Below are 12519 nucleotides of genomic sequence, written 5' to 3'. Positions count from 1 at the left end.
CATCGCCAAAGTCGGCAGTGACTGAGCCGGAACTGTTCGAGGGCGGCCTCGAGGTCGTCGCCGATTTCTTTGGTCATCGCGTTTCGTACGATGGGAGGGGAACAAGTTCCTTGTTCCCCTCCGGGACGGCGGAGTATTCCATACGAAGTTGGCGAGCCATGGGGGCGGAGCGTAGGCAGAGCGCAGTGCAAAGTCAAGCAATGACCCCATCTTTTGCTTAATGACCCCATCTTTTGCTCCTTCTGCGGGAGGATTTTTTGCCGGAGTATGGCCTGACCGTATCCAGCTTTGCCAAGTCTCTTCGGGTGTCTCGCCAGACGGTGAATGAGTTGCTGCGGGAGCGGCGTGCGGTGAGTCCTGAGATGGCGTTGCGACTCTCTCGTTTATTCGGCAACAGCCCTGAATTCTGGTTGAATGCCCAGCGTGCGGTGGACTTGTGGGAGGCTGCGCGGAACATCAAGGGTACGATCAATCACATCTCCCCGCTGACCGCTGCTTAGACTGAGGCCGGTAGGACGAAAGCAATACAAGGCTAAGCGGTTCGGTCAATACTCACACCCCATTGTTCTTCTTCCAGGTCTCGATAATCTGCAAGACTTCTTCGACGTGAATGCGGCCCAAAGGCTCTTCGTCCATCTCCTTTCGAGCGTGATCCGTAAATCGACAATTGGCCGCACCTCGACGCACGGCAGTCTCATCCATCTATGGGCAATTTCTATCCAGGCCTGAAATCGTCAGCGGCGTAAGCCGATTCATGGCGAACGCTCCACGCGTAAGCGTATAAAATGGAGCGTAGACAGAGTCAATGGCAGCGGACTGTCAAGCAGCGGTCATTGCGGAACGTGCCACCGTGAGAGGTGGTGCAGCAGAGAAGCGGGATGAGGAATTGGAGAGGGAAGCTCCATCATGGGAGCGTGGTGCCGAGGTGCAAAGCCAAGCAATGACCCCATCCATTTCCCTCTTTCCCTCGCTTAGAAGTTTTCCAGTGATCGTCAAGAAATCTGGTACACGTGTCCGACCGAGGGCGGAACGATAACTTTGCGGAGGAAGTTTTCGCGCACTTGTTCGAGATGCCGCATAGTCTCGGTTGAGTAATAGGCCTCCCCACATTCGTCACACACCTCCGTTTCTACCGGCACCATGAGGTGGTCGGTTCCGACTCGAAGCTCCGCCTGGACTGTTCCCGATTTGACCGTGCCTCTCTTGCAGATGACGCAGTGCATTAGCGCTTCCTCCTTCGCAAATCCAGTTCCCATCGGATTGGGTCAGGCTGGTAGGTCGTGATCACGATTAACCGCTCCTCAGCAGAAACCGGCGCACAGACGAGATGGAGCGGCCTCCCGGATCGCGTGTATCCCAAGAGAAGACAGCTCGCATACGGGGTATCGTCAAGATACTGTTCGATGATCTCACCGGTCTCGATTATCTGCAAGACTTCTTCGAGGTGAATGCGGCCCAAAGGCTCTTCGTCCATCTCCTTTCGAGCGTGGTCCGTGAATCGGCAATTGGCCGCACATCGACGAACTTCAGCCTCATCCATCTATTGGTAGTTCCTGTCCAGGTTCGGAAGCGTCAACGCCGTAAGCTTATAAGATGGAGTCTAGACGGAGTCAATGGCCCAGATTTTCAAGAAGGGGGCATTGCTGAACGTAACAAGGTGGTAGGGTCTACCGCTGCTGAGAAGTGGGATGAGTTAGAGAAAGGGACCTCCATCATGGAAGCGTGGCGGTCAAGATGCAAAGTCAAGCAATGACCCCATCTCTTTTTAATGACCCCATCTCTTTTTACCATCTCTTTTTCCTTTCTATGCTGGCTCCTAAATCATCTAGGAGCCAGTTCGCGGGCGTGCGAGATTTCTCGTTGTCCAACCGGGCGGACTTGTGAGGCTTCGACCGTGATGACCGCTGCGGTTTTACCTTCCAGCGTAGTGAATTCTACCTCGAACGCCTGGCCGTCACGATAAATATGGACGACGGTCCCCACATCGCCAGCCACAAGACCCTCATCAGGAACAGCGGCTCCTAATACAACGAGGTCATGCTCTTTAATCATGATCGTGACTCCTGGTTCATTGGATAGGCCGTGACCAACCGCGGCCTATCGGTTCCTGTATCAACAACCCACACCGTGCGAATGAGAGGCAGTTGGCCAGTTGGCGCGACCAACGCACCGTCTACAATATACTTCTGCCCATGGCGAGATGTCATGCTTATTGTCACTGGAGAGTTACGCACCATCTGGCCCAAGACTGTCGCCAAAACTTCCCAGTCTTGCTGCCGGAAACCCATCATCGTGAAGAATGCTGCCTTACTCTTCCCTGCCGGATGAGAGAGGTTGAGCAAATAGTCCCTCACCTTTTCTGCTTCGACAATGCAGTTGGCAGCGTTGGGAATAGTCATTGAGATCGCGGAATGCGTGGCCTTGGCGCTCCTCTCGATTCATCACTTGCCGCTGAAGGCGGAGTGAGGATGGAGGGGACGAGCGTTGCGGTATTCTACACAGATTGGAGGCTGTAGGAAATATGGGGCAGCTGGTAGCCGGACGATCAACGCTTTCCGAACGACGACCCCAGGGTGGTTTCTCCGGTCTGCGGATCTGTCTTGTCTCTCGTGTTCATCGAACCAACCACACGAGACAGACGAACCAGACCAGATGAACCAGACTCCCGCCCCGCGCCGCGAAACTGTCCTGTGCGGCGGTTCATACCTGTCGGTCCGAGCCGAGGTGCAAAGTCAAGCAATGACCCCATCTCTTTCCTCAGCGTGCGGTGGACTTGTGGGAGGCTGCGCGGAACATCAAGGGTACGATCAATCACATCTCCCCGCTGACCGCTGCTTAGACTGAGGCTGGTAGGACGAAAGTCAATACTCATGTCTGACCCCAAATCATCTCGATCTCGGCAACATAGCATGGCGTGTGCAGCCCTGGGCCAGCTTATGCGACCTCTCGCCGTTTCCCTGTCCGCATCTGCTTAGGCGGACTACTCGTCTTTGCCAGCGTCGCCATCTTCAGCAACACGCGCAATCCGTCGTTGACAGCATCCGCCGTCGAGAAGTGCCGCCGTAGTTCAGGAGCGATGACTACGGCGAGGGCGCCTTTCGGAAAACGATGTGCGTGTCGCCCTCGGACGGCCTTGCCCCAATCGTATCGCTCTAACGCGTCTTCCGGCGGAATTGGCTTACGATGCGTCGAGGTCTTTTTCATATTTTCTCCTTTGGATGGGCGAGGCTTTTCGCGCGCTGATTAACCGAATGCGGTCTCCTCGTTCTTCATACACGACGAATAGTATCCGGCCACGCGCCGAATGGCCAATCAATACAAGCCGTCCCGGTATATATCGGTCGGGCGCATCAATCGCCAGTGGATCTGCGAAAGCCGTGAGGGCTTCCTCAAAGGGCACGTCATGTTTGAGACGGTTTGCGAGGGCCTTCGTCTCATCCCATTCAAAATCCCCATAGTGTCGAGTTGTCACGACTCAGAATATTACCACAGCCGACAGACCCTTTCCGAGGGCGATACGGTATCACCTGTGCGCGGGGCTCCTGAAAAGCGGAAGTGGCGGATCAGTCCGATTGAGCGCCGTCGAGGAGGCTGAATTGGGTGTGCAGGTGGAGATGAACGAAGGACGAAGCCATGGTCGGAATCTAGGAGGGCGGGGAAGGGGAAGTCAACCTGATGGCGATTAGGAAGTAATCGCTACCGTCAGCTGCTTCGTAGCAGAGCGACCGGCTGAGTCCTGCACTCTGAACGTCGGTGACGTTGATCCGATAACCGTTGGGGTGCCGCTGATGACGCCTGCTGCGCTCAATTTGAGTCCGGCTGGGAGCGGTTGAGATCCTGCATTGAGGCTCCATGTGTAGGGTGTGGAACCGCCGGACGCAGCCAATGTGGTGTTGCAATTCCGATTGACTCTGCAACTCGCTGAGCCCGTCGTGATTGTCAGTGCAGTAGTGACGGAGATTGAAAGCGGCTGGGTGTCTGACTGAGATAGCGCATCGGTCACCCTCACCGTAAAGTTCGCAGTGCCTAAATTGGTCGGGGTGCCTGAAATGATTCCAGCTGAGTTCAAGGCGAGATTCGTTGGCAGCGATCCTACTGATACGCTCCACGCAAGCGTCCCTGTTCCGCCCGTAGCTTGGAGTGTCTGGTTATAGGCCTGGTTGACGGTTGCGCCTGGAAGAGATGTAGTGGTGATATTCGGCGGAATAGCTGGGTTGATAAGGATTGAGAGGGCCTGTGTGTCGGCTTGTCCTGTCGTGTCGGCGACGCGAACTGTAAACGACGACGTACCCGGGGCATTTGGCGTTCCGGAAATCACACCGGTCGTCGCATTCAAATTCAGGTTCTGTGGAAGTGTCCCCGCTGAGATAGTCCAATCCAGCGCACCGGTCCCGCCAGTCGCCTGCACGGTCTGGTTATAGACCTGCCCGACATTCCCACTCGGGAGTGATGTAGTGACAATCGATAGGACTGCTGGGGCGGGATTGACCGTGAGAGAAAGCGGTTTCTGGACAGATTGCCGAGGCGATGAAGAGTCGGACAGGGTAAAGGTGAGCGGACTGGTTCCCTGCGCTGCCGGGATTCCTGTGATGGCGCCAGTGGCAGTGTCGAAGGTCAGATTAGCCGGGAGTCCTGGCGTGACAGCCCAGCTGTAGGGAGTGATCCCGCCGGCCCCCCCTATCGCGGTGGCATAGGGTTGATTCACCGTTCCTGCCGGCAGGGACGATGTTGTGATGGTTAAGGCGCCTGGTCCTGGTGCCGGGGCTGGAGCGTTAGAGACGTCGCCGCACGACGCAGCTCCAATTGCGAGGAGGAGTATCAGGCCAAGAGTCCACAGATTCGCAAGGGCTCTCGCTGGGTTGCTCATCAGGCTGGGTCTCGTCAGGGTTAATATCCGCACGACGATCTCTTCGAAATCCTGGCAATGAAATCAGACAGCATTCCGAGCAAGTGTAGGCTGATGGCCGGTTTGCGCTCGGTTGAAATTATTTGTGGATCATACAGGAAAAACCCTGAGCTTGTCTCCCCTACGAAGGGGAGGGAAAGGAGCGATGCACGTAACTCAGTACAATTGGCGCAACGAAGTTATCTACGGGTTGATTGTCAGGCTTAATGCCTTACCTGCTGAAAGTAGCGTTGAATCCTGGACGGTAAAAGTATGAGCCGTAGCAGGTTCAGCCGCCAAAGGTGTTCCGCTAATTGTATGTGTGGGCGCATCAAATGTTAGTCCTGTCGGTAACGCAGGTGTCACGACTGATGACCAGGTATAGGCTGGCGCTCCACCTGAGGCGTCTAGGGTAACAGGGCCATACGCAACGCCGACTTTACCATCAGGGAGCGGTGAACCGGTGGTAATGGTTAAAGGTAATGGTGCAGCGTTAATTGTTAAGGTCAGCGATTTTTGGACCGATTGGGCTGCACTATCCTGCAAAGTGAATGTATATGAGGTGCTGCTATTGGCTCCCGGTGTTCCGGTAATTGCTCCAGTTGATTGATCGAGTTGTAAATTGGCTGGTAGTGCCGGAGTTACTGACCACTGATATGCCGGTGTGCCACCAAAGCCTACGAGTTGGCCGCTATAGGCTTGTCCAACTGTGCCTGTTGGGAGTGTCGTCGTGGAGATCGTGAGAGGCGGTGGCGCAGCAGCAATCGTAATCGCTAACGCCTTGGTGGTGGACTGTTGGTTTGGACTTGTGGAATCGAGTACTTTGAATGTCGTAGCGCTAGAATTAGTTGCCGTCGGTATGCCGGTAATGGCTCCTGATGCACTCACCGCGAGCCCGGCCGGCAGTGATGAGCCGGTGTTGACGCTAAATGTATAGGGTGTCGTCCCGCCTGACGCCGCGAGTTGGCCCGAGTAGCTTTGGCCCACAGTGCCGGATGGTAGCGAGGGGGTCGAGATTGTCACAGCCGTGACATCGGCATTGATAGTCAAGGTTCGCGTCAGTTCACCAAATTGATTGATTGGCTGGGTCGAATCGGTGGCTCTAAATGTATGTGTCGTCACTCCATTGCTGCCACTTGTTGGGGTACCGCTGATGATTCCAGTTGAGGGAGCTATGGTTAGCCCTCCCGGTAGCGCCGGAGTTACTGTCCACGTCAAGGGAGCTGCTCCTCCGGTGGCTGTGAGTTGCGTGGCGGGGTAGGCCTGGATCACGGTTCCCGTTGGGAGTGTGAACGAATTTATTGAGGGGGGAGCAGGGGGATTGATCGCAATTGACAGTGTCTGATCATCGAATTGGGATGTTTGGTCCTGGACCCGCAAGGTAAAGTTAGAAGTGCCAGTGCTGGTCGGAGTGCCGAAAATGTTTCCGTTTGAGGTATTAAGGCTAAGGCCTGAGGGAAGACCTCCACTGGTGATCCCCCAGACAAGAGTGCCAAAGCCTCCCGTGATCGAGGGTGTCTGGCTATAGGCTACATTGAATGTTCCCGCCGGAAGCGAGGTTGTCGTAATATTCGGTGCCGCTGGTAGACCGATCGTAATCGATAATGTCTTTTGCGCAGACTGCTGCGGACTTCCTGAATCTTGAACTCGAACCGTTATGGACGATATCCCGTTACTGCCTAGTTGTGGCGTCCCAGTAATAGCTCCCGTTGAGGGGGTGAGCGTTAGGCCATTGGGGAGTGTTCCACTGGTAATGCTCCAAGTTTGCGCCCCTGTTCCTCCTGTGGCGATCAGGGAAGTGTTATAGGCAGAGCCCACTGAGCCACTTGGCAGAGAGGATGTTCCGGGTGTCGTGATAATTAAGGTTGGTGGTGCCGCGCCGACAACTAGTTGTAGGACCGCGCTCGCTGTCTGAGGTGTCGGTGGAGTTTGGTCAGTGACGGTGAAGGTATAGTTTTGGTTGCTGGTTCCGGATGGGATCCCGCTTATTAAGCCGCTTGATGGATTCAGTGTCAATCCGTTAGGGAGAGCAGGAGATCCTCCTGCAAGTCCCCATGTCTTGCTCCCCGTGCCTCCAGCAAAAACCAATTGCGCACTATAGGATTGGTTTGCCGTCCCCTGTGGGAGTGAGCTGGTTGTGATCGACAGAGGGATGGCACTAATAGTTAATTGCAGGGCTTTTTCGACCGTCAGGGCGGTTGCATCTGTCAGTGTAAACGTATGGGTGGCATTGCTTGTCACGGTGGGTGTCCCAGAAATAACCCCCCCGGAGTTGAGCGAGAGTCCACTTGGCAGCGGTGGTGAGCCAGCTTTGAGCGCCCATGTATATGGAGAGGTGCCGCCATTCGGACCTAAAGCAACGGCATAGGGTTGATTGATGGACCCTGAAGGAAGTGAATTAGTGACAATGCCTAAAGGAACCGGGGCCTGATTGATGGTGATTGGAAGCACCTTTTGGACCGTCTCGCCCTTCGAGTCTACCAACTTGAATTCAGTATTACTGGTCACCGCATTAGGCGGGGTACCGGTGATGGCTCCTGTGGACGCATTCAACGAGAGCCCGGCCGGGAGTTGTGGTGAATTAGCGGCCAAACTCCAGGTATAGGGAGACGTGCCCCCCGAAGGAGTCAGCGTGAGGTTATATGCTTGATTGACGGTGCCGTCCGGTAATGGTGATGCCGTCAATATTGCTAATGGCCCTGGTCCCGCAACAGGCGCCGGAGCATTCGACACGTCTGAACAGGCTCCCATGCCTAGAGCGACGAGGAGTGACACGAAGACGGTCCAGATTGTGTGTCGGCTAAAAATATGCGTACCCATTGTGGAGCCTCGATGATGAATGGAACTCTTCCCTTGTGGTGAAGAGCTTGGATGACTAATACTTCTCGACATCGGCATCATAGTCGCTGGACGGGGGCGTAGTCTACCCTACGGATGTAGAGGGGGCTGAGAGGGTGAGGTCAAGGCCAAGGTTCAGTCCGCACATTAGAAAGAGAATGCAGTATTTCTGAAGTGAACTTCTTGCTTGGCGTCTGCTCGGACCCATTCTTGAACTTCCCTGATCCATTTGCTATCCTTCGCCCGCCTTCCAAGATACAAACCATTACTTTATCGAGCATTTCTGTAAGGAGTGACGACATGGCCAGCATCAAGCGGGCGCTGATTAGTGTTTCAGATAAAACGGGAGTCATTGAGATGGCCAAGGGCTTGGAGGCTCTTGGGGCAGAAATTCTCTCGACGGGCGGGACGGCCAAGGCTTTGCGTGACGCGGGCGTGAAGGTCACGGATGTGGCGACGTACACGGGCTCGCCGGAGATTCTTGATGGTCGTGTGAAAACGCTCCATCCGAAGATCCATGGTGGGTTGCTCGGTCGTCGCTCGGTGCCGGCTCATGTCGATCAGATGAAACAGCACAATATCGGCCCGATCGATGTCGTGGTGGTGAATCTCTATCCCTTTGAAGCCACTATTGCGAAGCCGAACTGCCCCTTCGAAGAAGCGATTGAGAATATCGATATCGGCGGTCCGTCGATGCTGCGCTCTGCGGCGAAGAATCATGAAGATGTGCTGGTCGTGGTCGATCCGGCGGACTATACGCGCGTATTGGATGCGGCAAAGGCGGGGACGGTTCCGCCTGGGTTGCGTCGCGAGCTGGCCATGAAGGTGTTTCAGCATACGGCGCGCTATGACAGCCTGATTGCGGGCTATCTCGAAAAGCAGGTGCAGGGCGGAGATGTGAAGTTCCCCAAGATCCTCTCGCTGCAATTCGAGTTGGCGGAGACGTTGCGGTACGGAGAGAATCCTCACCAGCAGGGCGCGTTCTATCGCGAATTTAACTCTAATGAGCCGTCGGTGTCGCGCGGGAAAATTCTGCACGGGAAGGCGATGTCGTACAACAACTTCCTCGACGCGAATTCGGCCCTCGAGCTGGCGAAAGAATATGACGAGTGTGCGGTCGCGATCATCAAGCACAACAATCCTTGCGGTGTGGCGCTGGGCGCGACGCCGGTCGAAGCCTATGTGAAGGCGCGTGCGACGGATCCGGTCTCGGCGTTCGGTGGCGTGCTGGCGTTCAACCGGCCGGTCGATCTGGCCACCGCCAAGGAAATCACCTCAACGTTCGTCGAAGTGGTGATTGCTCCCGGGTTTGCCGAGGATGCGCTGGCCGAACTCAAGCGCAAGAAGGATCTGCGGTTGCTCGACGTCGGGCCGCTCACGAAGGTGCCGCAGGTGGGACTCGACCTCAAGAAACTCGTCGGCGGGTTGATCGTGCAGGATCGCGATTTGGGTGTGTTGACGGACCTTCGTACGCTGCAAGTCCCGACGGCGCGCAAGCCGACGGACGAGGAGTATGCGGCCTGCGCCTTCGCCTGGAAGGTCTGCAAACATGTGAAGTCAAACGCCATCATTTACGCGATGCCTGGCCAGACGGTCGGGATCGGTGCCGGGCAAATGAGCCGCGTCGATAGCGTGAAGCTGGCGGTGATGAAAGCGCAGATGCCGGTGAAGGGCTGCGTGATGGCCTCGGACGCGTTTTTCCCGTTCCGCGACGGTCTGGATGCGGCGGCGCAAGCCGGGATTACGGCGGTGATTCAGCCGGGCGGCTCGATTCGCGATGCCGAAATCATTAAGGCGGCGGACGAGCAGGGGTTGGCGATGATTATGACGGGCATGCGCCACTTCCGCCATTGACAGGCCGTGACGAGTGACATGTGATAAGTGATCAGTTTGCCAACGGGCTGAATAGAATCATCCCCAATTTCCCCTGCATGTCCGTATTGAATTTTCACTTGTCACCAGTCACGTGTCACCCGTTACGAAAGGGTTCCTTGTGAAGATTCTTGTCGTCGGGAGCGGTGGGCGCGAACATACGATGGTGTGGAAGCTCTCGCAGAGTCCGCGGAAGCCGCAAATTTTCTGTGCGCCGGGGAATGCCGGGATTGAGTCGCTGGCGGCTTGTCTGCCGATCAAGGCGGACGATATTACGGCGCTCAAAGATTTTGTCATCAAGGAACAGGTTGATCTGACGGTGGTGGGCCCGGAAGTGCCGCTGGCGAACGGCATTGTCGATGAGTTTCGCAAGGCCAAGTTGAAAATCTTTGGTCCGACCAAAAATGCCGCCCGGCTGGAGTCCAGCAAGATCTTTTCGAAGGATGTGATGGCCTTGGCCAAGATTCCAACGGCGCGGGCGAAGAGTTTTGAAAAGATGGACGAGGCGCTCGCGTATGTCGAGGCGCACGAACTCCCGGTCGTCATTAAGGCCGATGGGCTGGCCCAGGGCAAGGGCGTGATCATTGCAACCACTCGCGAGCAGGCGAAGCAGGCGATCGTCGATTCGATGGAATATGCCGTCTTCGGTCAGGCCGGCCAGCGCGTGCTCATCGAACAATTCCTCGACGGCGAAGAACTCACCATCATGGCGTTTACGGATGGTAAGGCGGTGGTGCCCATGTTGCCGGCACAGGATCACAAGCGTGTGGGCGACGGCGACACGGGGCTCAACACGGGGGGCATGGGCGCCTATTGCCCGGCTCCGTTGTGCACCCCGGCCTTGCGTATGCAGGTCACTCGCGACGTGTTGCAGCCGATTGTGTCGGCGATGTCCCGGATGGGTTCTCCGTTTCAAGGTGTGCTATACGCCGGAATCATGGTCGTGAAGGGCGTCCCCTATGTGCTTGAGTTCAATGCGCGCATGGGCGATCCTGAAACGCAGGTGGTGTTGCCGCTGCTCAAGTCTGATCTCATCGATGTGATCGAGGCCGTCGTTGAGCATCGGCTGGATCAGTTGACGGTGGAGTGGCATGACGACTGTGCCGTGTGTGTGGTGATGACGTCGGAGGGCTATCCCGGCAGTTATGAAACGGGAAAGGCCATCCACGGACTTGCCGACGGCGAGCCCTCAGCGACGGTGTTTCATGCCGGAACTGTCCGAAAGGGCTCTGACGTGGTGACCGCCGGTGGCCGGGTGTTAGGCGTCACCGGGCGAGGGGCCACGATTGCGGAGGCGCAACAGGCCGCCTACCGACGAGTTCAGAAGATTTCTTTCGACGGACAGCATTACCGGACGGACATTGCCCATCGCGCTCTTCGGCGCAGCAGCTAGCAGTTCCACGCATCCCGCACCTTTCATGGCTGTCATCGAGTCGTACTCTGCAACGGATTCAGCTGTGCTGTTCCCTCGGATTGCCCGATTGGTGCAGGCCGGCGGGGTGCTCGCGATTCCCACAGAAACCTATTATGGCTTAGGGGCGAATCCGCTCGATGGGGCAGCCGTGGCGCGCCTGCTCTCCATTAAGGGTCGACCGGATGGCAAACCTATTTTGATTCTGATTGGTGATCAGGCACAGCTTCAGGATCTTGTCGCCGAGGTGTCTCCTGCCGCGCAGGTGCTGATGGAGGCTTTTTGGCCGGGACCGCTGACGCTGGTGTTTTCCGCCGGTCCAGGACTTCCAACGGCTATCACGGCGGGGACCGGCACAGTGGGGGTTCGTCATACTTCTCACGCCGCTCTCGCGGAGCTTCTTCGACATACGGGACCCTTGACGGGTACGAGTGCGAATCGCTCAGGGGAGTCGCCGGTTCAGACCGCGGCAGAGGTAGAACGGACAATCGGCACCATGGTCGATGCCATCGTTGATAGCGGGCCCACGCAGGGCGGATTGCCGTCGACGGTGTTGAGTGTGTGTGACGGTGTGCGGATGATTCGTGAAGGGCCGATCGATCGAGCGATGATTCAACAGGCGCTTGTGGCGCGAGGATTTCACCTCAAGCCGTGAGAAGTATGCTATACATCCGCGCATGGATGTCAGAAAGGAGGGTCGTATGGTGAATGTGCTGCGTCAGCGAATGCTTGTCGGGATAGTGGCGGTGGTGGGGGTGGCGGTGTCGGGCTGTGACTATTGGCCGCCTGCGCTTCAGGCCCAGGTGGAACAGCTCCGTTCAGAAGTGCAAACGGTGAATATGGAGAAGGCTCAGCTTCAGAATCAGATCAACGATCTGTCTAAGGCGAAGCAAGATCTACAGACCCAAGTCGATGACCTGGGACGGATGAATCGTGAAAAGACCGGAATGATCTCAAGCCTTCAGAATCAGGTCGAGGCGTTGCGGGTTAAGGCGGTCAAGGCAATGGCCCCGAAGGCTCCTGCCAAGGCGGTTGCCAAGCCAACGGCCAAGCCTGCCGCGAAGGCTCCTGTCAAGAAGAACGTTCCGGCCAAGCGAAGGTAGCTCGGAGACGTCAGCCTACTTCTGGCCTGAGGTGGTGCTGGATGCAGGTGCGCTGCTGGCGGATGGAGTGGACGAGCTGGTCGTTCCTCCGGAAGCCGGCGGCGCAGATGGCGCGGAGGGCGTCGATGACGACGCTGCCGCTGGTGTCGCCGACGACTCGGCCGGCGCGGTTGTCGTGGCCGTGGGCGTCGGTTTGGTGGTCTCCCCGGTCGGCGGTTTCATCTTGTCCGAATAGTCCGTAATGTACCAGCCGGATCCCTTGAACATGATTGCGGGCGCCGAAATGATTCGGCTGACGGATTTGCCGCATTTCGCGCAGGTGGCGACGGCTTCGTCTTTCATGCTCTGTTTGAGTTCAAACGTATATGAACAATCGTGGCAGAGATATTCGTAAATAGGCACGTGTGACC

At 56.6% G+C, this 12519-nt stretch carries 12 protein-coding genes; 5 read left to right on the top strand and 7 right to left on the bottom strand.

Annotated features, from left to right (window positions below; genetic code table 11):
- The first annotated feature begins 233 nt into the window (after positions 1 to 233).
- Positions 234 to 500: a HigA family addiction module antitoxin gene (locus Q8N04_10340; GenBank protein MDP3091069.1), complete on the top strand. Its 267-nt coding sequence runs from the start codon at positions 234 to 236 to the stop codon at positions 498 to 500.
- Positions 501 to 992: 492 nt separating this feature from the next.
- Here the strand turns inward: Q8N04_10340 and Q8N04_10335 are convergent, their stop codons facing one another.
- The 6 genes from Q8N04_10335 to Q8N04_10310 form a co-directional block, all read right to left on the bottom strand.
- On the bottom strand, positions 993 to 1223 hold the full coding sequence (locus tag Q8N04_10335) for a YgiT-type zinc finger protein (protein ID MDP3091068.1): 231 nt from the start codon (positions 1221 to 1223) through the stop codon (positions 993 to 995).
- Positions 1223 to 1540 carry a DUF4258 domain-containing protein gene (locus Q8N04_10330; GenBank protein ID MDP3091067.1) on the bottom strand — a complete coding sequence of 106 codons (318 nt, stop codon included), beginning with the start codon at positions 1538 to 1540 and terminating at the stop codon, positions 1223 to 1225. Before Q8N04_10330 ends, Q8N04_10335 begins: the two co-directional genes overlap by 1 nt.
- Positions 1541 to 1821: 281 nt before the next feature.
- Complete coding sequence (locus Q8N04_10325; protein MDP3091066.1) at positions 1822 to 2052, bottom strand: DUF4926 domain-containing protein; 231 nt, start codon at positions 2050 to 2052, stop codon at positions 1822 to 1824.
- Between the two features lie 882 nt (positions 2053 to 2934).
- A complete protein-coding gene (locus Q8N04_10320; protein ID MDP3091065.1) occupies positions 2935 to 3204 on the bottom strand; it encodes a hypothetical protein in 270 nt (89 codons plus the stop codon).
- Between the two features lie 478 nt (positions 3205 to 3682).
- On the bottom strand, positions 3683 to 4867 hold the full coding sequence (locus Q8N04_10315) for a putative Ig domain-containing protein (GenBank protein ID MDP3091064.1): 1185 nt from the start codon (positions 4865 to 4867) through the stop codon (positions 3683 to 3685).
- Positions 4868 to 5089: 222 nt separating this feature from the next.
- The gene (locus tag Q8N04_10310) at positions 5090 to 7636 is read right to left on the bottom strand and encodes a putative Ig domain-containing protein (protein MDP3091063.1); all 2547 of its coding nucleotides are present in this window, start codon (positions 7634 to 7636) and stop codon (positions 5090 to 5092) included.
- 387 nt (positions 7637 to 8023) lie between these two features.
- Here Q8N04_10310 and purH point away from each other — a divergent pair, with 387 nt between their 5' ends.
- The 4 genes from purH to Q8N04_10290 all read left to right on the top strand — a co-directional run bounded on the left by purH (position 8024) and on the right by Q8N04_10290 (position 12109).
- On the top strand, positions 8024 to 9577 hold the full coding sequence (gene purH, locus Q8N04_10305) for a bifunctional phosphoribosylaminoimidazolecarboxamide formyltransferase/IMP cyclohydrolase (protein MDP3091062.1): 1554 nt from the start codon (positions 8024 to 8026) through the stop codon (positions 9575 to 9577).
- A gap of 139 nt (positions 9578 to 9716) precedes the next feature.
- Complete coding sequence (purD, locus tag Q8N04_10300; GenBank protein MDP3091061.1) at positions 9717 to 10988, top strand: phosphoribosylamine--glycine ligase; 1272 nt, start codon at positions 9717 to 9719, stop codon at positions 10986 to 10988.
- Positions 10989 to 11052: 64 nt separating this feature from the next.
- On the top strand, positions 11053 to 11661 hold the full coding sequence (locus Q8N04_10295) for an L-threonylcarbamoyladenylate synthase (protein ID MDP3091060.1): 609 nt from the start codon (positions 11053 to 11055) through the stop codon (positions 11659 to 11661).
- A gap of 46 nt (positions 11662 to 11707) precedes the next feature.
- Positions 11708 to 12109, top strand: a complete 402-nt coding sequence (locus tag Q8N04_10290) for a hypothetical protein (GenBank protein ID MDP3091059.1) — start codon at positions 11708 to 11710, stop codon at positions 12107 to 12109.
- Positions 12110 to 12124: 15 nt separating this feature from the next.
- On the opposite strand, the gene Q8N04_10285 is transcribed toward Q8N04_10290, so the two are convergent.
- The gene (locus Q8N04_10285; protein ID MDP3091058.1) at positions 12125 to 12511 is read right to left on the bottom strand and encodes a zinc ribbon domain-containing protein; all 387 of its coding nucleotides are present in this window, start codon (positions 12509 to 12511) and stop codon (positions 12125 to 12127) included.
- Positions 12512 to 12519 lie beyond the last annotated feature (8 nt).

The sequence above is a fragment of the Nitrospira sp. genome, assembly GCA_030692565.1.
Classification (GTDB): domain Bacteria; phylum Nitrospirota; class Nitrospiria; order Nitrospirales; family Nitrospiraceae; genus Nitrospira_D.
Note: the sequence above shows the minus strand (reverse complement) of the source record. Positions and strands in the feature narration are given on the sequence as shown.

Coding starts and splice junctions, on each gene's coding strand:
- Q8N04_10325 (MDP3091066.1), bottom strand. CDS start 2,052: ATGATTAAAGAGCATGACCTCGTTGTATTAGGAGCCGCTGTTCCTGAT.
- Q8N04_10315 (MDP3091064.1), bottom strand. CDS start 4,867: ATGAGCAACCCAGCGAGAGCCCTTGCGAATCTGTGGACTCTTGGCCTG.
- Q8N04_10320 (MDP3091065.1), bottom strand. CDS start 3,204: ATGAAAAAGACCTCGACGCATCGTAAGCCAATTCCGCCGGAAGACGCG.
- Q8N04_10310 (MDP3091063.1), bottom strand. CDS start 7,636: ATGGGAGCCTGTTCAGACGTGTCGAATGCTCCGGCGCCTGTTGCGGGA.
- Q8N04_10290 (MDP3091059.1), top strand. CDS start 11,708: ATGGTGAATGTGCTGCGTCAGCGAATGCTTGTCGGGATAGTGGCGGTG.
- Q8N04_10335 (MDP3091068.1), bottom strand. CDS start 1,223: ATGCACTGCGTCATCTGCAAGAGAGGCACGGTCAAATCGGGAACAGTC.
- Q8N04_10330 (MDP3091067.1), bottom strand. CDS start 1,540: ATGGATGAGGCTGAAGTTCGTCGATGTGCGGCCAATTGCCGATTCACG.
- purH (MDP3091062.1), top strand. CDS start 8,024: ATGGCCAGCATCAAGCGGGCGCTGATTAGTGTTTCAGATAAAACGGGA.